Annotated in this window: 23 protein-coding genes; 7 read left to right on the top strand and 16 right to left on the bottom strand. The window is 63.7% G+C overall.

Going from position 1 to position 22,907, the window contains the following annotated elements; all coding sequences use genetic code 11:
- Positions 1–35 precede the first annotated feature (35 nt).
- Positions 36–668, top strand: a complete 633-nt coding sequence (locus ACIBI6_RS08820) for an MspA family porin (protein WP_396955688.1) — start codon at positions 36–38, stop codon at positions 666–668.
- A gap of 648 nt (positions 669–1,316) precedes the next feature.
- Here ACIBI6_RS08820 and ACIBI6_RS08815 read toward each other — a convergent pair.
- The 5 genes from ACIBI6_RS08815 to ACIBI6_RS08795 all read right to left on the bottom strand — a co-directional run bounded on the left by ACIBI6_RS08815 (position 1,317) and on the right by ACIBI6_RS08795 (position 5,970).
- On the bottom strand, positions 1,317–2,405 hold the full coding sequence (locus ACIBI6_RS08815) for a serine hydrolase domain-containing protein (RefSeq protein WP_396955687.1): 1,089 nt from the start codon (positions 2,403–2,405) through the stop codon (positions 1,317–1,319).
- Positions 2,405–2,932, bottom strand: coding sequence for a pyridoxamine 5'-phosphate oxidase family protein (locus ACIBI6_RS08810; RefSeq protein ID WP_396955686.1), 528 nt, complete (start codon positions 2,930–2,932; stop codon positions 2,405–2,407). The genes ACIBI6_RS08815 and ACIBI6_RS08810 overlap by 1 nt, the downstream gene beginning before the upstream one ends.
- A gap of 257 nt (positions 2,933–3,189) precedes the next feature.
- A complete protein-coding gene (locus tag ACIBI6_RS08805; protein ID WP_396955685.1) occupies positions 3,190–4,134 on the bottom strand; it encodes a transposase in 945 nt (314 codons plus the stop codon).
- A 14-nt stretch (positions 4,135–4,148) separates the two neighbouring features.
- Complete coding sequence (locus ACIBI6_RS08800) at positions 4,149–4,271, bottom strand: hypothetical protein (RefSeq protein ID WP_396956002.1); 123 nt, start codon at positions 4,269–4,271, stop codon at positions 4,149–4,151.
- A gap of 358 nt (positions 4,272–4,629) precedes the next feature.
- Positions 4,630–5,970 carry a lipase family protein gene (locus ACIBI6_RS08795; RefSeq protein WP_364346553.1) on the bottom strand — a complete coding sequence of 447 codons (1,341 nt, stop codon included), beginning with the start codon at positions 5,968–5,970 and terminating at the stop codon, positions 4,630–4,632.
- A 358-nt stretch (positions 5,971–6,328) separates the two neighbouring features.
- On the opposite strand from ACIBI6_RS08795, the gene ACIBI6_RS08790 reads away from it, so the two are divergent.
- The 3 genes from ACIBI6_RS08790 (at position 6,329) to ACIBI6_RS08780 (ending at position 9,499) form a co-directional block, all read left to right on the top strand.
- On the top strand, positions 6,329–7,558 hold the full coding sequence (locus ACIBI6_RS08790) for an NAD(P)/FAD-dependent oxidoreductase (protein WP_396955980.1): 1,230 nt from the start codon (positions 6,329–6,331) through the stop codon (positions 7,556–7,558).
- 278 nt (positions 7,559–7,836) lie between these two features.
- The gene (locus ACIBI6_RS08785; protein ID WP_396955684.1) at positions 7,837–8,181 is read left to right on the top strand and encodes a hypothetical protein; all 345 of its coding nucleotides are present in this window, start codon (positions 7,837–7,839) and stop codon (positions 8,179–8,181) included.
- A 103-nt stretch (positions 8,182–8,284) separates the two neighbouring features.
- Positions 8,285–9,499 carry an FAD-dependent monooxygenase gene (locus ACIBI6_RS08780; protein WP_364350171.1) on the top strand — a complete coding sequence of 405 codons (1,215 nt, stop codon included), beginning with the start codon at positions 8,285–8,287 and terminating at the stop codon, positions 9,497–9,499.
- Between the two features lie 191 nt (positions 9,500–9,690).
- Here the strand turns inward: ACIBI6_RS08780 and ACIBI6_RS08775 are convergent, their stop codons facing one another.
- The 6 genes from ACIBI6_RS08775 to ACIBI6_RS08750 form a co-directional block, all read right to left on the bottom strand.
- Positions 9,691–10,686, bottom strand: a complete 996-nt coding sequence (locus ACIBI6_RS08775) for a hypothetical protein (protein WP_396955683.1) — start codon at positions 10,684–10,686, stop codon at positions 9,691–9,693.
- An 11-nt stretch (positions 10,687–10,697) separates the two neighbouring features.
- Entirely contained in the window at positions 10,698–11,339 is a 642-nt protein-coding gene (locus ACIBI6_RS08770; protein ID WP_396955682.1) for a hypothetical protein, read from the bottom strand.
- Positions 11,332–12,600, bottom strand: coding sequence for a hypothetical protein (locus ACIBI6_RS08765; protein WP_396955681.1), 1,269 nt, complete (start codon positions 12,598–12,600; stop codon positions 11,332–11,334). Before ACIBI6_RS08765 ends, ACIBI6_RS08770 begins: the two co-directional genes overlap by 8 nt.
- On the bottom strand, positions 12,597–12,911 hold the full coding sequence (locus tag ACIBI6_RS08760) for a hypothetical protein (RefSeq protein ID WP_364350183.1): 315 nt from the start codon (positions 12,909–12,911) through the stop codon (positions 12,597–12,599). The genes ACIBI6_RS08765 and ACIBI6_RS08760 overlap by 4 nt, the downstream gene beginning before the upstream one ends.
- Positions 12,912–13,145: 234 nt before the next feature.
- Positions 13,146–13,301: a hypothetical protein gene (locus ACIBI6_RS08755; protein ID WP_396955680.1), complete on the bottom strand. Its 156-nt coding sequence runs from the start codon at positions 13,299–13,301 to the stop codon at positions 13,146–13,148.
- Positions 13,302–14,030: 729 nt separating this feature from the next.
- Positions 14,031–14,957 carry an LppP/LprE family lipoprotein gene (locus ACIBI6_RS08750; protein ID WP_364350189.1) on the bottom strand — a complete coding sequence of 309 codons (927 nt, stop codon included), beginning with the start codon at positions 14,955–14,957 and terminating at the stop codon, positions 14,031–14,033.
- Between the two features lie 713 nt (positions 14,958–15,670).
- On the opposite strand from ACIBI6_RS08750, the gene ACIBI6_RS08745 reads away from it, so the two are divergent.
- A complete protein-coding gene (locus ACIBI6_RS08745) occupies positions 15,671–16,426 on the top strand; it encodes an alpha/beta hydrolase (RefSeq protein WP_364350192.1) in 756 nt (251 codons plus the stop codon).
- Positions 16,427–16,704: 278 nt separating this feature from the next.
- Here the strand turns inward: ACIBI6_RS08745 and ACIBI6_RS08740 are convergent, their stop codons facing one another.
- The 5 genes from ACIBI6_RS08740 to ACIBI6_RS08720 all read right to left on the bottom strand — a co-directional run bounded on the left by ACIBI6_RS08740 (position 16,705) and on the right by ACIBI6_RS08720 (position 21,094).
- The gene (locus ACIBI6_RS08740) at positions 16,705–17,928 is read right to left on the bottom strand and encodes a Fic family protein (protein WP_396955679.1); all 1,224 of its coding nucleotides are present in this window, start codon (positions 17,926–17,928) and stop codon (positions 16,705–16,707) included.
- Between the two features lie 58 nt (positions 17,929–17,986).
- Positions 17,987–19,195 carry an AI-2E family transporter gene (locus ACIBI6_RS08735; RefSeq protein WP_364350199.1) on the bottom strand — a complete coding sequence of 403 codons (1,209 nt, stop codon included), beginning with the start codon at positions 19,193–19,195 and terminating at the stop codon, positions 17,987–17,989.
- A gap of 16 nt (positions 19,196–19,211) precedes the next feature.
- Positions 19,212–19,415, bottom strand: coding sequence for a hypothetical protein (locus ACIBI6_RS08730; RefSeq protein ID WP_364350202.1), 204 nt, complete (start codon positions 19,413–19,415; stop codon positions 19,212–19,214).
- A gap of 287 nt (positions 19,416–19,702) precedes the next feature.
- Positions 19,703–20,536: an RNA polymerase sigma factor SigF gene (locus ACIBI6_RS08725; RefSeq protein ID WP_364350205.1), complete on the bottom strand. Its 834-nt coding sequence runs from the start codon at positions 20,534–20,536 to the stop codon at positions 19,703–19,705.
- A gap of 177 nt (positions 20,537–20,713) precedes the next feature.
- A complete protein-coding gene (locus tag ACIBI6_RS08720; protein ID WP_364350208.1) occupies positions 20,714–21,094 on the bottom strand; it encodes a hypothetical protein in 381 nt (126 codons plus the stop codon).
- 172 nt (positions 21,095–21,266) lie between these two features.
- Here ACIBI6_RS08720 and ACIBI6_RS08715 point away from each other — a divergent pair, with 172 nt between their 5' ends.
- Complete coding sequence (locus tag ACIBI6_RS08715) at positions 21,267–22,130, top strand: DUF1206 domain-containing protein (RefSeq protein ID WP_364350666.1); 864 nt, start codon at positions 21,267–21,269, stop codon at positions 22,128–22,130.
- Positions 22,131–22,465: 335 nt separating this feature from the next.
- Positions 22,466–22,894 carry a hypothetical protein gene (locus ACIBI6_RS08710; protein ID WP_364350211.1) on the top strand — a complete coding sequence of 143 codons (429 nt, stop codon included), beginning with the start codon at positions 22,466–22,468 and terminating at the stop codon, positions 22,892–22,894.
- Positions 22,895–22,907 lie beyond the last annotated feature (13 nt).

Genomic DNA, 22,907 nt, shown 5'->3' with positions numbered 1-22,907 from the left:
GTTGGGTCGCCTACAGAAGTTACGGAAGGACATTGATGAAGGGCTCGATTGCAGCGTTGCTGTCTGTATCGGTCGCCGCGATATTCGGCACTTGCGCCACTGCTTCGGCGGACCCGATCGCGGATAAATCTCGCGCTGTCGGCACCGTGGACGGCTGGGAACTGCAGATCACGAAAGTTGCGGAAAGTGTGGAAAGGCAGCCGAATCTGGCTGAATCGCCGTTTACGCACGAGGGTTTCGTCAGCCTCACCGCGGCCGCTGATATCACAGGATCCGGGCGGACAGCGGTGAACTCCGGGACAGTACAGTTGGGGTATCAGTTGGGCTGTCAGGCCGATGTCACCAACGGTCTCACTGCCGGTCTGGCCGCCATGGCAGGGCCGAATGTGATGGTGACGGTCGCGCCCGCGCCCGGAGTCGCGGTCGGTGCCGGGGCACAGCTCATGCCGAGTTTGGCTGTGAATATCAAGCCCGGCACCATCACCTCTATTCCGCTCGGCGCGAAGATGCTTGCTGGAGCGCATGGTTCGATATCTGTCGATCAGGTGGAGATCAAGATCGACGGATGTCTCGGCCAGGTCAGTCTGCGTTCCTTCGCGATCATAACGATATCTACAGCTACTGCCGATAGTTCGACAGCCGTTTACGGGGACCCGACGTGGTTGTGATGCGCACTCCGCGATTCTGGCAGGGCTGGAATCTGGCTTGCTGCGTTTCGGCATCGCTGGTAGCCGCGGCGGCGTCTGGACACGCCGCCCCGATTGTTCCCGCGTCCCCGAACGTGAAATGTGAGACCTCGGACTCGGCTACGGGATGCGACGCTCCTGTCCCAGCCGGGCAGCAGGGTGACCAGGGCCCACGGTTCGATCCTGCGCCTGTTCCACCCCCGGCGGTGCCAGCGCCGGGTCCCGGCGTTCCGGCCAGCCCGCCTGCCGCAGCACTGGTTCCGCTGTCACCTGGACCCGGCGGCGACGTGCCGATCGTCCCGGCAAACGGCAACTGACCCCCTCTCGCCTCCGGACTTACCGGCGGCGCGGCCGCAGTGTGAGGATAGACCTCGCCCCTCATCACTGCACTTACTCGTTTCCATCAGCCGGTGATCCATCGTGTCTTGCGTCAACTATCTGGCAGGAACCGATCCTGGATGATTTCTCTTTCAGATCGAGGGCCATGGCATCTGTAGCCGCGGAGGCGATGACTGCTTCTTGCGTCGTCCCGCTAGAGCGATGGTTGGGGCTGGTTGCGCGGGGCGGAGGCGTGCGTGATTTGCGGAGGCGGGCAGGACGTGGACGCGGGGTCCTCTTGTTCTCGAGAACTCAAGAGTGTGGGTTGATTTCGGCTGTGGTCAGGTCCGTGAGTCGCTGGGCGGTGTCGAGGTGCGGGGTGAGGCGGGTTTTGGTCATGGCGAAGGAGATGCCGGTGGCGGTGTCGGCATAGACATAGCTGCCGCCACCACCGACCCAGCCGAACGCAGTCGATCCCTCGTCCGGCCGAGCACCGAGGCGTCCGAGCAGATAGCCCAGGGCCAGTCGCGCGGGGTTCCCGAAGACCTGGTCGGTGCCCTCGAACGCTACCGCCGTGACCTCCGTGAGGTGGTGTGCATCAATGAGCCGGCCGTCGAGGAGCGCGGCATTCGCGGCGGCGATTCCTCGCGCGGTGAAGGTGCCGACCGACGGGATATCTGCTTGCAGGATTTGGTGACTGTTGCCCATAGCAGCGGTTGGTCGCATTTCCCATGGCGCGAGAATGGCATCGCTGTCGGGTGGGGCGACCGGGTGCGGTGTGGCGTCCTCGAGGCGTGCCAGCCGGGCCAGGTCGGTTCGGGGCACACCGAAAAACAGGTCGCCGTCGATACCCAGGGGCGCGGCGACCCACTCGTGGAGGAGTTGCCGCATCGGTTTGCCGGTGGCCCGGCGCGCGATCTCGCCGACGAGGAAACCGAAGGTGAACGAGTGATACCCCGTCTCGGTCCCGGGACGCCAGCGTGGTTCGGCCTCGGCGATCGCGGTGCAGACCCGTGACCAATCGGGCAGGTCGGTGGGTCCGATGTTGCGAGGCATCGCCGGCAGACCGGTCGAGTGGGTGAGCACATGCCGGAGGGTCACGGAATCCTTGCCGCGTGCACCGAACTCCGGCCACAGCTCGACCACCGGCGTGTCGTATCCGACCGCGCCCGTCCGGACGAGCAAGTGCGCGATGAGTGAAGCCATGGCCTTGCCGGAGGAGAAGCTGAAGAACGGAGTTTCCGGCGTCACCCGGCGACCGGTCGCGCTGTCGGCGATCCCAGCGACTGCGTCGACAACAAGCGTGCCGTGCCGGTAAACGGCAATCTGCAGGCCGGTTTCGGCGCCGGTATCGACGAGTTCGTCGAGGACACTCTGGATCTTGTGCTGCAGTGCGGTCATCATCGTCTCCGGCTCGGCCACGTGTAGCGGGTCTGACTGGACTTCGGCAGCTTGCCGAACGCGAATCCGACGGTCGGCGCGACTCGATACAGCCGGGTATCACCCGCGATGACGGCCTCACCCAACCCATACCAGGCACCATCAGGGTCGGTCAGATGCGTGCCGTACTTCCGCTCGAAGTCCGCGACGGCCTGTTCACGCTCGCAGCGCTCGTTCACCCGCGACGCGACACCCTCGATGACGACGTCCACACCGGTCAGCGCATTCGTGCCGGTCGTCAGCAGGCAGTGAGGGTTGTGCTCGAGGTTGAGCGCCTTGCGTTCCCTGTCGCCCGTGGTGAAGCACAACCCACCCAGACTCCACGCCGCCAGCAACGGCGTCACGTGCGGTCGCCCGTCCGGGCGCACTGTGGAAAGCCAGAACACCTCCGCCGCACCGACGACCGCCAACGCCGACGCCCACGGCGTCGCCTGCGCGTCCGGAGACGAGAACGGCCCCAGCACAACATCCGGTTCACAGTCTGACATGTCACCTCCTTCGGTCACCGAGGCATGCGACACCAGTGAAACAGTGGCAGCAAGCCGACCTCCACGCTCTCCAACAGGTTTTGCGTGGCTACTGATAAAAGACATGAACGCGCCGGGAAACTCATCGGTTAGCACAGGTATCGGCAAGCCGTTCCGGCGTAACCCAAGTGATGCGGTAGATCGTCGCCGACCCCACTGCGGGAAGACATTGACGCCGAGGCACGACGTCAGACCGAAGGGTTACCCGACGCAATCATTCAGCCAGAGCAGGGACCCGCGTCCGCTGCCTCCTCACTGGCGGTGGCTGAGAAGGCCGTAATCGGTGTTCGATCGCCGAGCGCCTGGTGCGGTCTGATCCAGTTGTAGATAATCCGGAATCGGTGGACTTCCATGTCCAGAGCGTCACCGTCGGTGATCACTCCGCGGAACAGGTGCTCGTACTTCAAGGTGCCGAAGAGCCGCTCGATCACACCGTTTGTCTGCGGTGAACGCACCCGCGTGCGAACATGCCGGAGCAACGGGTCCGGCCCAGCGAAAGCGGTCTTGAACACCTCCCCGCGAAAACAGGGACCGTTATCCGACACCACCGCGATCGGGGCGGGCACCATGCCGAGCACTTCGCCGGCCGGACCGATTACCTCGGTCAGCCCTCGGTCAGCCCGCAGGTCACCCAGCCCGAGAACTCTCTCGGCCTCGGTGACCGCGAGCGTCAGGCAGGCGAGTGCGTCGGCGCCGCGGGCGGTCGGTGTCACGGCGACCGCTATGCAGTACTTGGTGGCGTAGTCGATCACCGCGCAGATCCGCCAGATACCGCCACCGGTTGTCTCGAACTCGCTGAAATCGGTCTGCCATACCCGATTGCGTTGCGTGGGTGGATCGCGGAATACCTTGCGTCGCAACACTGCCCATGATTTCCGGTCGGCGCGATACTCGCGTGGCAGCAGCAAACCGCGACGCCTCAGTGCCCGCTCCACCGTCGAGGTGGATACCTCGTATCCGTCGGCGCGCATCATGGCGGCGATCTTGCGATGTCCCCAGGCCGGCCACTCGTCCGCATACTTGGCGGCAATGGGCTCGAACCGCTCCACCTTGGGCGCTGGCCACGGCCCGCGCGGCGGGGCACCGTTACGCAGGCGTGCCCTTCGTCGGCGATAGGTGCGTTCGGGGATACCGGCCAGCCGGGCGAACCTCGAAACCGGCACCCCTTCTGCCGCTCTCAGGGCTTCGAGGTCAGCGATGGGACCTGATCCACCAGCGCGGCACCATGCTGCCAGCCCCGCAACTGCACCGTCGCCTCCGCCAGCGCATCGAGATCGACAGTGAGCACCTTGACCGCCACGACACGATCAAGCAACGCCTGCGTGCAACGGAAGACGACGCCGAAACCACCACGACCGAACCGGACACGTCGCGCTGCGTCGCGAACGGATCGGCATCGGTCATCGACTACACCGACCCATCTCCCCTACGTGGCATCCGAATTATGAGCGCCCGGCGAAGGGTTCGATCGTGGACGCGGTCCAAACCCCACCCCGATCGCTTTTCCGCAAGAGGTCACGAGAGCGATCGGGGGTTGGCTGGGGGTGCGCCGCATCCAAGTCGGGCTGGTGTCGAGGCATCCGGCCATGTCCGCTGTGCCGGAAGGCGTGTGCTCTGATCCGCCGACTCCGGCGAGTCGGAGCACACGCACACACCGGTCAGTCGATAGTGCAGCCGGCGACCGGTTTGTCGGCGAGCCGATCGAGTAGGTACGTGATCGCGTTATCGGGTCCGAATCCGTCGATGATCTCGGGTCCGAAATGGTTGGGGATTGTTGCGCCGGAGAAGATCGGCGGCAGATCGTTGGTGCGGAAGGTGACCGCCGCCCCCTTCGCGCACCATTCCTCGGCCAGCCGACGAGCCTGCCCGTACGGCACCGTGTCGTCATTGAGGCCGCTGGTGATCAGAACCGGCGTCCTCGGGGTCAGACTGCCGACATGCATGTCGGCCAAGGCGGGCGCCGCTTCCGGAATCGCGTCGAGATGCTCTGTCAGCGAACGGCCATCGATTGTCAGCGTGCTCGTTTTCAGGAAGGGCTGACGGGTGATGACATCCCCGATGCATTCGGTGCTCAGCGTATCGAGCATGGCGCGTCCAGCGGGGCTGGTCACTCGGTCGACCGCTTTGTGCAGGTCGGGATAGCGAGCGAGCAGTCCGTTGATCGCGAAACCGATGGCGCCACCGATAAGTGCGCCGTCGATGCGCTGCAGGATCGCGGCAAGGTCGGCGACCGGCCCACCTGCCCAGGTGCCTTTGAGGTTCAACTCCGGCGCATAGTCCGGTTGCATCTCCGCCGCCCCCGCTGTCGCGCCCCCGCCCTGGGAGTAACCCCAAAACACCACGGGGGTTTCCGGTCCGACACCGCCCAGGTGCTGCGCCGCGCGAGCACCGTCGAGGATGGCGTGGGCGCCTTCGATCCGGTTGGCGAAAGTGTGCATACCCGGTGTCCCGAGTCCGATGTAGTCGGTCACCAGGACACGGGCGCCGAGAGCACTCCACACCGCGGCCGACGGCGCTTCCTGATTTGCCGACAGCGACACCGACGGGTCGGCGGTGATGGTCACGCCGGTCGAGAACGCCACCGACATCGCGCAGTGGTCGGCCTGACCGGCGGTCCCGGGACCGATCACCACGGTCGGGCGCGGACCCGAGCCTCGCCACGGGTTGGTCGGCTCCACATAGGTGCCGGTCACCGCGGCCGGGGAACCGTCCTGGTATCGCGTCGTATACATGATGCGCTCGGCTCGAACCGGCCACCCGGTAACACTGGGAGGGGCCGCGAACACGGTCATCGGCTCGGTCTTGATCACCGCGCCCGGCTGCGACGAGAACTGCTCGGGTGGGGTGTAGAACGCGCTCACCGGCGCGGCCGCCGCCTGCGGCGCGCTGGTTCCGACCCCGGCCACCACGGTCCCGCAGGCCACGGCCGCCACCAGAGCCAGCCGTCCGGTGTATGTCGACAATCCCGGCGCGGGACGCCGCCAACCCTGCTGCTGCATCAATAACCCTCTTCAACTCCCACCCTGGCGCCGTCGCCAGAGTGCCCTAGGCCGCATAACACTCGACGGAATGAGACCCGCCACAGCTGCGCGCTACGGGACAGTAACATAGTTACTGATCGCTCCACAGCACGCCGGATCAGTGTCAGCGACTCTCACTCGTGTGTCCGCGCGATGACATCGTCGATGACGACGCCGTCGAGCAGTCGGTAGAACTCCTCGGCGTCGATGCGTTTCGACCGCGAACGGCACAACATGATCACGCCGTGGCCGCCCCACTTTCAGCGCCCTGACCAGCAGCATCAACGATCACGGAGTCCGGCTGGAGTATTAAAATGACGATGTGCAGCGCGCTGCGGTGACCGATCCTTCGCCTGTGGTGGTTCTCGGGTCCGGGTTTGCGGGTCTGTGGGCGGCGCTCGCGGCGGCCCGGCGGCTTGACGAGCTCGGAGTAGCGGTCGGAACCGTCGATGTCACCATGATCAGTTCCACGCCGTACCACGACATCCGCGTGCGCGACTATGAGACCGATCTGAGCACCTCCCGCATCCCGCTGAGCGCTCTTCTCGATCCGGTCGGAATCAAGCACATCATCGGCGAAGTGACGGCGATCGATGCGCTGGCGCGCGTCGTGGAATCCACCGCTGGCGCTCACGGATACGACCGGCTGGTGCTCGCGTTGGGCAGCCAGGTGGTCAAGCCCGATATCCCCGGCTTGCGTGAGTTCGGTTTCGATATCGACACCCATGACGCAGCGACCAGACTGCAAGCCCACCTGCGCCGGCTTGCAGAGGGCCCCGCTGACCCGGCGGCTGCGACAGTAGTCGTCGTCGGGGCAGGTTTGACGGGGATCGAAGAGGCGACTGAGCTGCCCGCGATGCTCGCCGACGCCTTTGCCACGCGTGCGGTCACACCGCGGGTCATCCTGATCGACCGCAACCCGTTCGTCGGCTCGGACATGGGCGCGTCGGCGCGACCGGTCATCGAGGCGGCGCTGGCCTACATCGGGATCGAGACCAAGTTGGGCGTCGGGGTCGTCGCCATCGACGAGCGCGGCGTGACGCTGTCCTCGGGTGAAGTGGTGGCCGCCGCCACCGTCGTATGGTGTGCCGGCATGCGAGCCAACCCGCTGACCGCAGACTTCGGGATCGAACGTGACCGGCTGGGTCGACTCCCTGTCGACGATTATCTGCGGGTCCGCGGTGTGGCCGGGGTATTCGCCGCCGGTGACGTCGCCGCCGCAAAAATGGACGACGAGCATATGTCTGTGATGTCCTGCCAGCACAGCCGCCCCATGGGCCGGTGGGCGGGATACAACGTCATCGGCGATCTTCTGGGCAAACCCATGAAACCGTTGCGGATCCCTTGGTATGTAACGGTTCTCGATCTGGGACCGGCAGGCGCGGTGTATACCGAGGGCTGGGACCGCCACATGGTCGCGTGCGGCGAGGTAGCTAAAGACACCAAGCGCGCCATCAACACCCGGCGTATCTATCCTCCTTTGAGCCGCGACCGCGACGCACTGCTGGCCGCCGCGGCGCCCGAACTGCAGGCCGCGCCCGAGCACGGACCCGAGTCCACCCATTGAATACCGGGCGCGCTGATGGAATCCGACAGAAAGCGACGACCTCGGTGATGACGGATGCCTTACGCGCAGCACGTATCTCGCGCCCGACGCAGCCACCACCAGCACCGATCCCGGCTCACACCATGATCACGAAGTCCGGCTGGTATTAGGACCAGGGTATATCGGGGGTAGCCGATGGGAATGTGGCGGGATTATAGATGGGGCAACGCGGCGACTTCTAGAGTTCGGCGAAACCGCGTAGAATTCGAGCAGGTCGGGACAGCATCTGGAGCCCTATCATGACCGAGAGAAAGAATTCACACACGAAGTTCGCCCGGCTGGCGGCCGCCGCCGGTATAGCCGCAGCTGCCGCGATTCCGGTCGTCGCAGCCGCGGCGCAAGCGCCTTCCGCGCGCGCAACGACGCCCACGTCTGCAACCCAACTCGTCGACAACCCCGGTTGGGGTCACGGCGGCGGCGGTTGGGGAGGCGGCGGTTGGGGTCACGGGGGCGGTTGGGGTAATGGGGGCGGTTGGGGTCACGGCGGCGGTTGGGGAGGCGGCGGCGGTTGGGGAGGCGGCGGTTGGGGATGGAATCCCGGCTGGTGGAACCCATTCGGCTGGGGTGGCTGGGGTAGCTTCTAGCGCCGGTAACCGAGCCCGGACACGCACAGCGTGCCGGGCTCGGTCGCATCGAGTACCGATCATGTGAAGCCAGGATCGACCACCGGGCTGGACTGGTGACGAGATGAAGATTGTGTGTATCGGTGGCGGGCCGGCCGGTTTGTACTTCGCTATTTCGATGAAGCGGCGCGACCCGGCCCATGACATCACGGTGATCGACCGCGAGCCGCCCGGGTCCACCTATGGCTGGGGCGTTGTGTATTGGGACGACCTGCTCGACATTCTGTATCGAAATGACCTCGACAGCGCCCAGGCAGTACGTGCCGGGTCGGTCCTATGGCGTGAACAGGCAATCCATGTGCGCGACGACCAGACCGCACATTTCGGGGGCTACGGGTTCAGCATGGGGCGCGCGGCATTGCTCGACGTACTTTCCCGACGGGCGAGCGAACTGGGCGTCGATGTCCAGCACGGGCAAGAGGTCCGCGATCTGTCCGGCTTCGACGGCACCGATCTCATCGTCGCCTCCGACGGCGCGAACAGCCAGGTACGGCAGCTGGGTAATCATCGCTTCGGCACCTCCGTCACATTCGGTGAGAATCGATATATCTGGCTCGGTACGGACAAGGTCTTCACCCGATTTACCTTCGCCTTCGAACACACCTCGGCCGGTTGGATCTGGTTCCATGCCTACCCGTCGGTTGCCGAGAAAATCAGCACCTGCATCGTTGAGTGCCAACCGCGGACTTGGCATGGACTGGGATTCGATTCCCTGGACAACCTGGAGAACTCGAGCGTTCTGGAGAACATATTCACGCGCCATCTCGACGGTCACTCGTTGATCAGCAAGACACGGGGCGAGTTCGCAAGGTGGAGCCGCTTTCCCGAGGTAACCAACAAGACCTGGTATCACGACAACGTGGTGCTGCTCGGCGATGCAGCGCACACGACGCACTTCACCATCGGTTCGGGCACCCGGTTGGCAATCGTCGACGCCGTCGTGCTCGCACAGAACCTGTACGAGCATGCCGAGGTCGCCGATGCGCTGGAGAACTACGATGCGCAGCGGCGCGCTGCGCTGCGCCCGATACAGGCCGCCGCCCGTACCAGCATGATCTGGTTCGAACACGCCGACCGGTATCTCGACCGCAGCGCCGTGCAGTTCGCCTATGCGATGGCGGCTCGGCACGGGCTACAAATGCCGTGGCGATATCAGCAACACCTGCTCACACAGGTACCCACCGTGCGCAAGATCCGGCGTGCCATCGACTCCGGACATCGGTGGTGGCGGGCTGCCCGACGGGGGGAACTCGCGATGGCACCGCCGGTGCGCTGGTAAAGGTGTTCGGCCAACTTCACCAGGCTGCCGGGCTGTGCCGGTGCAGCACCACCATGCCCTCCAGGCGGCGACCAGGGCGCCATGTCTCGCGTTTTTCGCAGGTGCTCGGACCAGCGCGATCGCTGCCTATTGGCCGCCGGCGGCGCCGACTGCCCGGCATAGCGGCAGAGGCGTGGATCCGTGCTTATAAGCTATAGGAATTCCGTCTGCACGCGAAGGTCGCGACGACGCACTGCGGGCAGGAAGTAGTCGCTGAGATTGTCGGGGCCCGGGCCATCCCCTCCAAATAACGCCAGGGGTAGCATCACAGAAAAATACAAAGTCATAAACCAGACTTTTGTCAGTCTGCCATATGACGGAAACAAACCGTCGCCGGGCTGAATCACGCAGAGACCGAACAGCGCTTTCCCGACCGTCGTGTGAAATACTCCTTGCAGTATGACTCGATTAACAAAGGAAGTTGTCAACCACGCGCCAAGCGCAACGGCTCCGGCAAGCGGTATCACACCTTTACCGAAAATGACGACTGCAGCGGCAGTTCCGAAATGCAATAACCAGTCGAACGCGAATGCACAGACTCGACGCAATGTACGAGGTGATGGGTAACGGCGATCATCTTTACCGCCGAATCGTGCCAGGCCGGCTTCCCTGACATCCATACGCTTGGGTTCCGATATATCACCTCTATAATAAGCGTATCGCAGATTTGCTCCCCCCGGTGTCGAGAGGACTCCACGTTTGCGCGGATCGCCTGCGAACCACACTATCGAAGACCCGTTATCGACTACCTCTCCTATTTGATGAACCCAACTGCTGACGATCAATTGTGAGATCCGAGTGTCGTTGACATCTTTCAACTCGACCCACTCGTACCGGCCGTTGGTGACGTGGCCGACTCGATACTCCAGCCAAGGGTGCCGCAGCAATATCTGCCTTGTCCGTCTCCTGATCCATACCATGCATCCGCCGATAACCCCTGTGCAGGACAGGATTATCGACAATATGCTCCCGAGAGCGGACAGGCGGTGGGCCAAATGGCTGTGGCCAGGATCGCCCAAATTGATGAAGATTACCGATGCTGGAATGCTGGCGACCCCCGCGGCCAGAGCCATCCACGGCAACAGCGCACCCTTTCGCAATTCGGCGCGTGTCGCTGGCCAAGATGCGGCCGACGATGATGTTTCCACGATGAAAGACCTCACAAGTCCAGCGACGAGGGGCGGGGCGTCGACCGACTATGCGCCCGGAATTCGATCGACTGCGCCATATCGACCATCATCTTTCGGAATTCCGGACCATAGTCGACTGATGCGGTCGATAATTCGACAGCAGCAAGTGCTGACCCGTCATTCGACGGCACTACCGCTTCGAGTTGGTAGGTGGCCGTTGTGTTACTCACGTACGGTCTCCCGGGAAGTTCCGGCGTTGGGAGCTCTGTGACTCGTTCAGCGAACATCATTGGCCGACCCCCTACATCTACCATTTCGATATCATATGTTTCCCCGGATTCGGCCCTGGACTCGACCAGATTCGTCAAGGCCAACCGTGGGTTGATCGTCTCTCCGCCGGTTTCATAAACGCAGACGGTGATGCATGAGGTGATCAGGTTTCCGTCTGATGTCAGGTGCCGACCTATGCCGCAGTACCTCGCATCCCTGTGTGCCAGCTCGGCGAAGAGCGTTGCCGCAGTGGGTAAGATAGCCTGAGCCATGGATTTCATGGTCGACGCCTGCATTTCTCCAACGATCTCCCGAGCAACGCCGATCCGACTCTCGATATCGGTCAGAGGCATTTCCATGAAGCCATGCGGAATCCAGATGTCTACCATTGTCTCAGCCATTTCCACTGTTCCCAATATTGAAGAGGCCGAGCCCTGCCTTCCCTGCGCGTGAGAACAGTTCGATGCCAGCCGCCGAGGTTCCCGCCTCGAACTTGCCGGCTTGGCCGAAATCCTCGAAGAAGCTAGTGAAGTCACTCATGGATCGGGTCACCGCCGACGGCATCAGCGGAACCTTATCGACAACATTCGGAACACCATCGATAATTTTCGTTGCTATTCCCGGCGCCTGCGCTCCCTCTGTGAATGCCCGTACTGCAGGCGCGAGTTCTCCGAGTTCGGTAAATGCTTTCACACCCTTTACCGCGCCTCCAACTCCAGGTATCACACCTAGGCTGTCAAGACCCACCGTCATCCCTATCTTCTTCAGTGCATCACCATTGAAATCCCTAGAAAAGACATCCTTGAACGCGTCACGGACTTCGGGGTCGAGAGCATCCGTTGCGAGGACACCTAGACCGGCGACGAGCGCGATGCCTGCGAAGATCGCGTCGGCGGGCGGTGGTGTCACCAGCGCGAGCAGGCCGGTAACCGCAGTTATTCCTGCCAAGACATCGTGGATCTGCTGTCGGTGATCGCTGATCCACCGGCCGACACCTTTTATCGCATCGGTGATGCGATCCCAGATGCTCTTGTCCGGTGGGCTGGGCGCGAAATCCTTTGCGGCCGCATCCAGTTCACCGGCGATCCGCCGGGCTGTGCTGTCGTGTGCGCTTTCGAGATCTCGCGCACGGCGGATGATCGAATCGACGTTCCCTTCCCAGGTGTCAACTGCTGCGACGGCGGCATTGACCTGCGCGGTGGCGGCGTTGAGGCGGGTCTGGGCGGCCTGCAACTCAACCGGATCGGTGAAGGTCATGCTGCCCAGACCCAGGTCTGTGTTCGACCGAGCTTGTTGCAACGTTTGCAGTGCACTGTTGTACTGCCCTTTGGCCTCGGCGGCTTCGGCTTCCAATGCCTTGGCGGTGTCCTGGAAGCCCACCAGGTCCGTGTGCCATTCGGCGAGCAGGCCGACGGCCTTTTCGAGCGAGTTCTGTGCGTAGCCGAGGTCTTGGGCAAGCGTGGCATCGAAGTTGGCACGGAAAGCGTCGCCGCCCTCACCCTGCCAGACGTTCTCGTTGCTGTTGCGCAGACTGTTCAACAGCTGGTTGGTTTCCTTGACCGCGTCCGCGGCTGTGCTGATCTGCCCGTGCAGCCCTGCGACGTCGTCAGGCGCGCCCGGAACCGGGTTGAAACCGATGTAGGGGTACGGGTTCTGGCTCATGCTGTGGCCGACGGGCTCGGCTGTCCGTCAACGGCGCTCGTGGCTTGCTCGACCACCTTGGCGAATGCCTGATCGGTCTGTTGATACGCATCGAGGCACTGCGCGACGCCGTCCGCGGTTGCCTTGGCGGACTCGCCGATCCGCTCGATGCCGAATCTCCATCGTCGTTGGAAGCTGTCGGCGGCATCGTTGAGAGTCTTGGTCCCGATGTCGCCGTGGCTGCCGTCCTTCATCGCGTTCATCGCATCGTTGAGAACCTGCTCGGCGCCGCGTAGAGACTGAACTGTCTTGCTCAACACATCGATGTCCACCTGCAGAAACCCGGCCAAGTCAACACTCTCCTTCACGCAAAGTCATCTACATGCCGGCCCAAAGATCTCGCTCGCCGGTCCTTGCGGGCGGTTCACGGTTGGGGAACCGAGTTCCAGTCGGGTTAGGCACTTGTATCAGTACTGGACGCACCGCCTTCCGAAACGGTTCCATCGAGTGAACATTTTGTGCCAGTGCTCAATCCGGGTTTGGTGCGCGGCCCCCGTAACGCCGGGCTACGAGTGGTCTTCGTCCGCCTCGCGGATGCGTTGGGCGACGTGGTTGATCCAGGTGGTGAAATGTGAGGTCAGCTCGGGTGGACGGTGGTCAACGGGTGGGGTGAGTCTGTTGACCTGTGTGGTCGCCGCGACCACGACGGGCGGCCAGGACACCCTGGCCCGACTTCCACTTCGGCCGCCCGCCATGACAATCCGCGAGCGTCCAGGGGCGCACCCCGATCAGAGAGCCGGACCCGACCGTTCGCGACACGACCCCCACAGCGCCCACCGAAAACCCCTCATTCATCCAGCGGCACGGACACCCGGAGCCCGCGTCGGCAATACTTCCGGTGCGTGAGACCACCAGCAGCACATCATGTCTCGATTCCGGACCGCACGAGCCAGCGGACCGGACACCCACCAACGGACCCGGTAATCCAACCCGACCCCAGCCGCCAGCGGACCCGATAGCCACCGGCCAGGTCCACGTGACACCGCGCGGTCAAGCTCGGCGGTTGAAACGGAACTTGCGGATGCTGAACCGTCCCCATCATGTCGAAGCGTTACCCGACCCGAGGTTCGCGCGGCTGCGGGCGCTGCGATCGGCTCCGCCACCGGCTCCTTCATCGATCCCGTGCCCACCCTTATCGGCGCCGTGATCGGCGGGATCGTCGGCTCGATCAACCCGGACGTCATCCCTCAGATGCTGCCTTGATCCCCTAGGGCACATCCTTTTCGTCGAGTCCGAGCAGCGCACGCTACTCGGACTCGACTCGATCACCGCCCCTGCACTCACCTTGTGGTGCGGATAGACAACTGCGTTCCACTCCCACTAACGGTGAATCCGCTGTCTTCGTGGTTACTCGATGTGCTGAACGGTCTTGGGGAGCAGCTCACCGACGCTCAGCGGCAGATCTTGTCTGCGACATCGGCGGGCACGCCGATTTCGGTGCAGTGCAGCGCACTGCCGAGGTCCACAGGCTTCCAGCCTCCGTCGGCCGCTATGTAGTGGAACAAGACTTGGGCTCGGTTGACAGTATTGTTGTGGGTTCCCGTATGGGCCATCGCCCACTCACCCGCACAGTCGATTCGATCCTCGAGTTCGATCGGCGTCGCCAGCCGCGACTCGATGTCGGTGCCTCGCAACGCTTCGAGCAAAACGGCCTTGGTAACCGGACACACCGGCGGCGAACTCGCTGAACTAGGATCGATCACCTCCGTCGGGAAATCACGGTCCGGGGTCACGGTGCGATCGTCGGCGCCCAAGGTGAGAGTGACGATGGCCGGCCCACCCGAGGGACAGCAACTGGCGTCCTTACCCGTCAGCCAACGGTACTGGACCCCGACACTGCGATCGGACGAGCCGACCACCTGTGTATAAGCAGTCGACTTCTTGGTCGCGGTGCCCAGATAACCCGCGTGGTTGAACAGCATCACGTGCCAGGGTGAGCTAGCGGTGCCGCGCGGAGTCCCAGCGAGCACCCAAAGTATGGCGGGACAGGCGCCGACGGAGGCATCAGTGCCGCTGTCTGCGTAGAACCCGTCGCCACCGACCCCGGTACCGAGTGTGCCGAGCGCGGCTGTGACCACCGCCGACTCCAGATCGACACATCTGCCCTTTCCGGCAGTGGCAGGAGCATTGTCACCAGCAGGCTGCGTGGCACCTGGTGAGGGCTGAGTGACGGGAGGCTGAGCGGATCCCGGCACGGCAACGGTAGCGGAATTCGACACCGACGACCCCCCGGACGTCTGCGTCGTCACGCCGTCCTGACAGGCCGCCGCCAAGGTCACCGCCGCGGCCGCAACGATAATGCCGATGATCCTTTTCATCGAGAGTCCTTTCCCCTCTGTACTACCGAGCATTTCGTGTCCCGAATGAAGATCGTTGCGCCCCCGCTTTCATGGGCACGCCTGCCTGCGTCCCGCATTCGTCAACTGGCCGACGGCATCACCGAGGACGCCGAACCCAGGACGTACAGGATCGGATCGAGCAAAACCGCGTCGACCGAGTCAGCCACGGAGGGCGAATCGCGACGCGAGATCCGTTGTAGCTCAGTGCATCCTGCAATGCCGAGATACCGCTGATCCAACCGGCCATGGTGTGACTCGCAGTGATAGTGGCGGTGACTTCGCTTTCTCGGGTGGCACCGATGAGACCCGGTGCAGGTTCGTGGCCTGGGCCGCAACCGAGATCCAGTTTCGCCTCCCATGCCAGGATGCACGCGGTCGCGAACATCTATGCCGATGTGCGGCCGATCTTGGTTCAGGTCGGAGGTGGAGCAAACCCTTCGTACGCGCCCGGCGGCGACCAGCATGGCACCCTGCGGTGCTCCAGGCCTTGCGCGTTGGGTCCGCCGAAAATTGTTGGGCGCAACGACGCGCGGACTGATAGCGTGCCGAACACCGTGACACACTGCGAGGAGGTGAGACCCATGAACACAGCAGCAACGTGGGTGCTCCCACTCGCCGTCACGGTCGGGCGATTGACATAGGTGTCGCCGGGAGCGCCTGAACCACATGGCAATCCCGAAGGACAACACACCATGCATTTCACCTCGGAGACATCGGCGAACGGTGTCATCGAACGCAACTTCACTCTGGATGGCGTCACCGGCGTGCTCTTCTCGCCCGCCTCCGGCCCCGATGGCGCACCCCTGATCCTGAGCGGTCACACCGGTGGCCTGCACAAGCGAGCACCAGGGCTCGTGGCCAACGCCCACCACCTCGTGACCACGTGCGGGTTCACCGTCGCCGCCATCGATGCGCCCGGACACGGCGACCGACCGCGCGACGCTGAGGACGACGCCGCCCGCGCCGCATTCGCGCGGGCTCGGGAAACAGGAGAGCCGATGGGCCCGATCATTGTCGACTACAACACTTCTCTGGCGAAACGCGCCGTGCCGGAATGGCAGGCAACTATCGATGCTCTGCAGGCACTGCCCGAGATCGGCACCGCGGCACCGATCGGCTACGGCGGCATGACACTGGGCGTCTCGATCGGACTGATGCTCACCGCGGTCGAACCCCGCATCAGCGCAGCGTCATTCGGCCCGGTCTTCGTGTACGAGGCGCTGACCGAGGCAGCCAGGAAGATCACCATCCCTGTCGAGTTCGTGCTCGCGTGGGACGACGAGGGAATCGACCGCGAACCCGGCTTGGCGTTGTTCGATGCCTGCGCTTCCCGGGAAAAGGCGATGCACATCTATCCAGGTCCGCACAACCGCATGCGCGGATTCGAGGCGGACAGCCGAGCCAGGTTCTTCGCCAATCATCTAAACCGGGTCAGCACGCCGGTCTGATGTGACAGGTACCGGCGCCCGGCTTTGGGCTGGACGCCGATACCGGCTGTCACGTCCCATCTTTCGTTCGAGGCGATACACACGCTTATCTGTTCGGGTACCCACCCACGTGCCTGCGCTCGGCCTCATCAGCGCCATCTGACGGCGCGAGAACACCGCCAAGTCGGCGGCGCGCGAATCGGCCTGGCACACAACGTGGGCGGCCCGACTGCCGTCGCCGCGGTAACCATGCTGGCGGCACACGACCTCTGGAACTGACCCGACGGCGGCGGTCCGCGCTAGCGCCGGTAAGGATTGTCGAGGATGGTCGGGGTGCCGGCGACTTCTGATACGTGTCCCGGGTAGTCCGGTCCGGCCGTGTAGAAGCGTGCTCGGGTGCGACCGACGGGCTCGAGCACCCGGAGTGCAACGAGATCGCGCAGATCGCGTTGCGCCTGTTGCAGACTCAGGCCTTCGGCTTGTTCGTAGCGGGTCCGGCGAACCCGGCCCGACATCGCGACATCATGCAATGCGCTGACAACTCTTTCGTCCTGGTGGATACCCGCGACGTACTCCTCGAGCAGCGTCCATACCGTACCGGACCGGCCCCAGCGGGCGTGTACCGTTTGCGCCTGCTGGTGGTAGGCGGTGAGATTGAACCGAATCCATTCGGACACATCCTGATCCGGCTGATAGGTGCTGCCTCGTCGGCCGAGAACCTGGTAGTACTCCCATGTGTTACCAGGTCTGCCGAGCCATGCCTCGATGGACGAAAATTCCGGTGCGAGAACACCTTCCCGCGCGATCATCAGTGTTTGCAGTGATCGTGACATGCGTCCGTTGCCGTCGGCCCACGGATGGATGGAGACCAGATGTAGGTGCGCCATCGCCGCGCGCACCAGCGGGTGGGTGCCGTTGTCGCCGTTGAGCCAATCGACGAGTTCCTCCATCAAGGTCGGCAGGTGCTCGACGTCGGGGCCGGTATAGGCGGCGATACTGGGATCGCGGGCGTCGGTCACGTATACGGGGCCGCGGCGCCACCGCCCGGCCGGGCGGCGTTCGGTATGCCGATGCCCTTGCAGCATCCAGTGCAGAGCGTTCAGGAAGCCTTTGCTGTAGGCGAAATCGCCTTCGTCGTGGAGCGTCTGTATGTAGGTCATCATCCGCTCGTAGGCGAGCGTCTCGGCCCTGTTCTCCTCGGAGACCTCAACATCTCGCTCGCCTGCGATCAGATCCTCCACGTCGACGGTGGCGACTTTGAACCCTTCGATGGAATTCGATGCGGCGACGGCATCCGCGGTGAGGAACTTACGCAGCGCACCCGCCCATTTTCCGGGTTTGGCCTGGATTTCATGACGCAGTTTGTCGCGCATCCGGTCCACGTCGGCGAGGACGCGAACATCGGATGCGGTCAGAGCGGGCGTCGGGAACAGCACGACGCTACAATATAATGACGTAATCATTACGTCAACGTGCGGCGCGCAGGTGGGATGGAACTGGACGACCGGGTCAGCAACGTCCATGGTCAGTACAGGTTCGTGTTCAAGTCGCCTCTTCGCGCATTCAGACGAACGCTGATAGCTAGCGCTCGTCCAAAGACGGCAACATCGTTTCACTGATGATCAGCAGCACCGCGGCAGCGACCGGGATGGCGAGTAGCGCACCCACGATCCCGAGCAATGCGCCGCCGAGCAGAACCGACACCACCGTAACGATGGCGGGAACCCGGACCGTTCTGCCGATGATTCTGGGGACCAGTACGTAGTCCTCGAACATCCGCAGGATGATGAAGAAGCTGATGGTAGCCACTGTGACGGGCAGGGATACGGTGAGCGCGACGAGGGCCACGATGATCCCGGCGATGGTGGAGCCCACTACGGGGATCAAGTCGAGGACAGCGACCAGGACGGCCAGCAATAGCGGGTAGGGCACGTCGAAGATCAGCAGCCAAATGAAGGTCAATACCGCGGTTATCACCGAAATGACCAGATTCCCGAGGATGTAGCCGCCGACCTTCACGAAGATCTCATCGCCGATCAGAATCGCCCGCGGTCGGCGCGAGCGTGGAAACAGTCGATAGATCGAAGCGCGAACCTGCGCGAAATTGGCCAGGAAATAACCGGTCAGCACCGCGACGATCACCGTGCCGCTGACGATGCTGAATACGAGGCGGCCCGCGCCGAGGACACCCCCGGCCAGCTTCGAAGGATCGGAACCGAGCCCTTGCTGGACTCGGTCCTGGAGATGGAACCGAGTGTTGAGCGTGTCGATGAGTGGATATCGGTTAGCTAGATGGTCGACGTAGTCCGGAGCGTTGTGGACCAGCGCGCTGCCTTGGGTGACCAGCGGAGGTATGGCGGCCGCAAGAAACCCTGCCAGCAAGCCGATCGCGACCACGAATACCGCGGTCACTGCGGCCCATCGCGGAAACCAGGGCCGAACCAGCCACGACACAACAGGTTCGAGGCCTATTGCCAGGAACAGCGCGATGGTGATCAAGACCAGCACCTGACTCGCGGCGATCATCGCTTGAATCGCGCCGTAGGTCACCGCCACTCCCGCCGCGCCTGTCATGCCGACCATGAACGGCGACCGCGGATCGAATCGTCGCCCGGGCTCGCCCAGCGGGTTGCGCGTCGTCCGAGCCTGCTGCGCCGCCGCTTCCGCGGCGACGATCGGTCCGCCTTCGTCCGCAGTGTGGGGTTGCCCGACCAGGTCCCTGTGGCCCTGCTCCGCCTCGCCGGGAGTGCGGCGCTCCTCAGTTCGGCCTTGTTCGTCGTCCTCGTTCATCGTGTGATCGGACGACTTACGGGCTGGGTTGAGGGACGTTGCAGTTGGTGACCTTGGGGTTGACCCCCGCATAGTTCAAGGGCCCGGCGATGACCGTGACCGCGATCGTTCCCACGCTTGCACAGTTCTGCTCCCGATCGGTGAAGTAGCCACGTTGACCCGCCGCGACCACCCCGATGATCAGCCACACGAGTACCAGCAATGGCACTAAACGACCCATCACCCACCTCCTCCGGGCACCGGTCGCAAGCCACCGTGGTTCACCCGAACGGTGTCTCGCATTCGCTTCTGGCGGATCGAGTTCGTCCCGACCTAGTGCCCTCCGCGGATTGACGACCACGCCGTTTCGGCGCGGTCGACCAGTGACTTCCCCGGTGATACCAGTCGAAACAGGTCGGGCGATACGAAGTCGGCCGCACCGAGTTGGCAAGGATCTCGGCGGGTTTGATCTCGACGCTACTCGGCTACGACCGATCACCACGTTCGCACGACTGGCAGCGACCTGGATCAGGCGACTTCGCGGCGACTATCCGCGCCGATTGCCTGTTCCCGCAGCGTGTGCAGAGTCTTGGTGAGGATGCGGGAGACCTGCATCTGGGAGACGCCGAGACGCGCGGCGATCTGGCTTTGGGTCTTGGATTCGAAGAAACGCATGATCAGCACCCGACGTTGGAGGTCGGGAAGCGCAGCGATCAACGGACGCACCGACATCGCGTCTTCCAACAATCGGTAGCACGGCTCTACGGCGCCGAGGGTGTCGATGACCGAGAGGCGAGTGCCTTCGTCGTTATCGCCCACCCCGATGTCGAGCGAGTTGGTCTGGTAGGCATTGGCCGCGACCAGCGCCTGAGTGACCTCACCGAGTTCGAGGTCGAGTTCAGCGGCGATCTCCCGCGCGGTCGGCATTCGACTGAGCCGCTGCGCCAGGCTCTCCACGGTCGGCCGAATCAGCGCTTGCAGTTCTTTTGCCCGGCGCGGAACACGCAGCGCCCAGGTGTGGTCGCGGAAGTGGCGCCGCACCTCGCCCATGACAGTCGGCACCGCGAACGACAGGAATGAACAGCCTCGCGTGATGTCGAAACGGTCCACCGCCTGCACCAGCCCTAGCCGAGCGATCTGCTGCAAATCGTCGAATTCCGTGCCGCGGCCGGCGAACTTGCGAGCGATGTGGTCGGCCAAGGGTAGACACCGACGCACGATCTCCTCACGCACGACCTGCCGATGAGAGTCGCCAGGCTCCAAGGCAGCCAGCTTCTCGAACCATGGCTCGATGTCGTCGTAGCTGTCCCCGGCACCGGTGGCGTGTCGGGATCCTTCGTTGCGAACTGTCGTTCTACTCATCCGAGATTTCCCCTCACTTCACATGAAGTTCGATGTCAGTGGGGTACCACCTTTGTCGTAATCGAAACGTGATCAAAGGGCGTCAACCGCCCCACAACGCAGTCACTCACCTGTTCGCGCTCATCTTCCCGAGCCCGAACAGTCGGCGAAACCTCGACATCAGGGTTGTGCGATGGGTTATTCGGGCTCAGCCCCCTGACGCGTCCCACCTGACTTCGAGTCCGGATCTATTTTGTCCGCGCGCTCCCACTCCTTATCCAGGTCGGTTCGCGAATCCTCCGCCGCGCTGCGATGCACGTGCGCCTGCTGGGCAAGCCGCTCGGCCTGCGCCGCCTTGGCCTCGCCCTCCGCCTTGACCACCCGGGCCTTGGCGGCAGTCTCCTGCGCCAGCGCCTCCCGTTGACCGACCTCGAATTCCTGTTCCGCCGCCCGGTCACGGATGCCCGCGGCTTCGACCCGATGGTGTTCGCGACGTTTGCGCATCAACACCCATACAGCCACAAGCAAAATGACCACAGCCGCGACGACGATGATCACGATCACAATGGTGGTGCTCATCTTTCGACTCCTCGCACCCTCCCCCCTCTACCCTAACGCCACTCGACCACCCCCGAACTGGGAAAATGAGCGACCAGACGCCCCGCCGACCCGGCCCGGACCTACCGCCGGCAGGGAAGGCGGCGTTACGCTGGCAGCGCCTTTCACCACCACGGATATGGGGGCGAGCGCCATGCCTGACAACAATCCGTCCTCGACGTCTTCCAGCGCACCGCCGTCCGCGTCGAACGACAAGGTGTCCTCCAGGACAGGCCGGCTGGCCCAGAACAGCATCTTCGAACGCCTCGCCCGCACCGGCTTCGTCGTGAGTGGCATCGTGCACCTGATCATCGGCTACATCGCCATCCGGATCGCTTTCGGTGGCCCAGCTGGCTCCGCCGACCAATCCGGGGCCATGGCGGAACTGGCCGCCAAGCCAGGCGGCCTGCTCGCCCTGTGGGTGGGCGTCGTCGCGTTTGCACTGATGGCACTGTGGCGGCTCGCCGAAGCGGCACTCGGCAGCGCGTCCAAACCCCAGCCCGACAGCAAGAAATCCGAAACGTTCGATCGCGTCAAGGCGTTCTCCCTGGCAGTCGTCTACTTCGCATTCGCGGTGTCCGCGTTCGGATTCGCACGCGGCAGCGGCAAGTCCAGCAGCGCACAGAGTGCAGGCTTCACCGCCCGCCTGATGCAAACCACCGCCGGCACGATCGCCCTCATTGCGATCGCGCTGATCATCATCGCGATCGGCGGCTACCACATCTACAAAGGAGTGAGCCAGAACTTCCTCGAAGACCTCGAGGGCACGACCAGCGACCTGGTACGCCGGCTGGGCACCGTCGGATACATCGCGAAAGGGCTGGCCATCGCCGCCATCGGATTGCTGGTGATACTCGCCGTCAACCGATCCGAGCCCGACAAAGCCACCGGACTCGACGGCGCCCTCAAAACTCTCGGGGCCCAACCCTACGGGGCAGCGCTGCTCATCGCGGCCGGCTTGGGCATCATCACCTACGGCCTCTACAGCTTCGTCATGGCCCGACAAACCAAGATGTAGTCGGGCACAGCCCCCGAGCAACCGCAGCCAGTCCGATCTCGAGGCAGCTGTCGATCAGTTCTACCCATCGCCGTCTCACCTCGGTTGCAGTCCGGCGCCAGCCAGGTTCCGGCCCAGCCAAGTTCCGGCCCCAGCCAAGTTCCGGCCCCAGTCAAGTTCGCTTCCGGCAGGTTCGGTGGACGCGACCGCGTCGGATTGCTGTCTAGTAACTTGCAAGCTGTTGACGGAGGCGTAGCCGGTGGACATATCGGCCTAACCTTGATGTTGTCCCCTCCACTTGGGATAAACTCCCATTAGCTCGCTGGTGTCCATATCGTGAACACGACGGAGTGATGATGAACATTTCCGACGGCGTGGTGGACGTGATCGCTCGGACGGCCGATGCGACGACGGCGGCGGCCGGGGCCGTGGGCGGCGCTGCTGTCGAGGGCGTGATCGGCGGTATCCGAGGTGCTGCGGTCGGCGTGAAGAACGGGTTGGGCAGCGGCAGCCACTCGGCACCAGCGGCAGTGTTGACGTTGGCGGCGATCGGTGCCACGGGGCTGGTGGACTGGCCGGTGCTGCTGGGCGTCGGCGGCGCTGCCCTGGTGGTCCATCATCTCGGGCAGCGATCGGGTCGACTGCAGGCGCCCGCCGACGGCGATCGCGCCGAACAGACCTCGGGCCGCACACAGAAGGCGAACACACAGCCCACCACTACAACGAAGGCGACCCCCGCGTCCAAGAACGCGGCCCAGGCGCGACGCTCGCCGAGCAAGCGTTAGTCCGCGACGTGGA

This window comes from Nocardia sp. NPDC050412 (assembly GCF_044458825.1).
Taxonomy (GTDB): Bacteria; Actinomycetota; Actinomycetes; order Mycobacteriales; family Mycobacteriaceae; genus Nocardia.
Note: the sequence above shows the minus strand (reverse complement) of the source record. Positions and strands in the feature narration are given on the sequence as shown.

Coding starts and splice junctions, on each gene's coding strand:
- ACIBI6_RS08715 (WP_364350666.1), top strand. CDS start 21,267: ATGCCTGACAACAATCCGTCCTCGACGTCTTCCAGCGCACCGCCGTCC.
- ACIBI6_RS08725 (WP_364350205.1), bottom strand. CDS start 20,536: ATGAGTAGAACGACAGTTCGCAACGAAGGATCCCGACACGCCACCGGT.
- ACIBI6_RS08730 (WP_364350202.1), bottom strand. CDS start 19,415: ATGGGTCGTTTAGTGCCATTGCTGGTACTCGTGTGGCTGATCATCGGG.
- ACIBI6_RS08765 (WP_396955681.1), bottom strand. CDS start 12,600: ATGAGCCAGAACCCGTACCCCTACATCGGTTTCAACCCGGTTCCGGGC.
- ACIBI6_RS08710 (WP_364350211.1), top strand. CDS start 22,466: ATGAACATTTCCGACGGCGTGGTGGACGTGATCGCTCGGACGGCCGAT.
- ACIBI6_RS08750 (WP_364350189.1), bottom strand. CDS start 14,957: ATGAAAAGGATCATCGGCATTATCGTTGCGGCCGCGGCGGTGACCTTG.
- ACIBI6_RS08720 (WP_364350208.1), bottom strand. CDS start 21,094: ATGAGCACCACCATTGTGATCGTGATCATCGTCGTCGCGGCTGTGGTC.
- ACIBI6_RS08745 (WP_364350192.1), top strand. CDS start 15,671: ATGCATTTCACCTCGGAGACATCGGCGAACGGTGTCATCGAACGCAAC.
- ACIBI6_RS08780 (WP_364350171.1), top strand. CDS start 8,285: ATGAAGATTGTGTGTATCGGTGGCGGGCCGGCCGGTTTGTACTTCGCT.
- ACIBI6_RS08795 (WP_364346553.1), bottom strand. CDS start 5,970: ATGCAGCAGCAGGGTTGGCGGCGTCCCGCGCCGGGATTGTCGACATAC.
- ACIBI6_RS08770 (WP_396955682.1), bottom strand. CDS start 11,339: ATGGCTGAGACAATGGTAGACATCTGGATTCCGCATGGCTTCATGGAA.
- ACIBI6_RS08735 (WP_364350199.1), bottom strand. CDS start 19,195: ATGAACGAGGACGACGAACAAGGCCGAACTGAGGAGCGCCGCACTCCC.
- ACIBI6_RS08785 (WP_396955684.1), top strand. CDS start 7,837: ATGACCGAGAGAAAGAATTCACACACGAAGTTCGCCCGGCTGGCGGCC.
- ACIBI6_RS08815 (WP_396955687.1), bottom strand. CDS start 2,405: ATGACCGCACTGCAGCACAAGATCCAGAGTGTCCTCGACGAACTCGTC.
- ACIBI6_RS08810 (WP_396955686.1), bottom strand. CDS start 2,932: ATGTCAGACTGTGAACCGGATGTTGTGCTGGGGCCGTTCTCGTCTCCG.
- ACIBI6_RS08820 (WP_396955688.1), top strand. CDS start 36: ATGAAGGGCTCGATTGCAGCGTTGCTGTCTGTATCGGTCGCCGCGATA.
- ACIBI6_RS08740 (WP_396955679.1), bottom strand. CDS start 17,928: ATGGACGTTGCTGACCCGGTCGTCCAGTTCCATCCCACCTGCGCGCCG.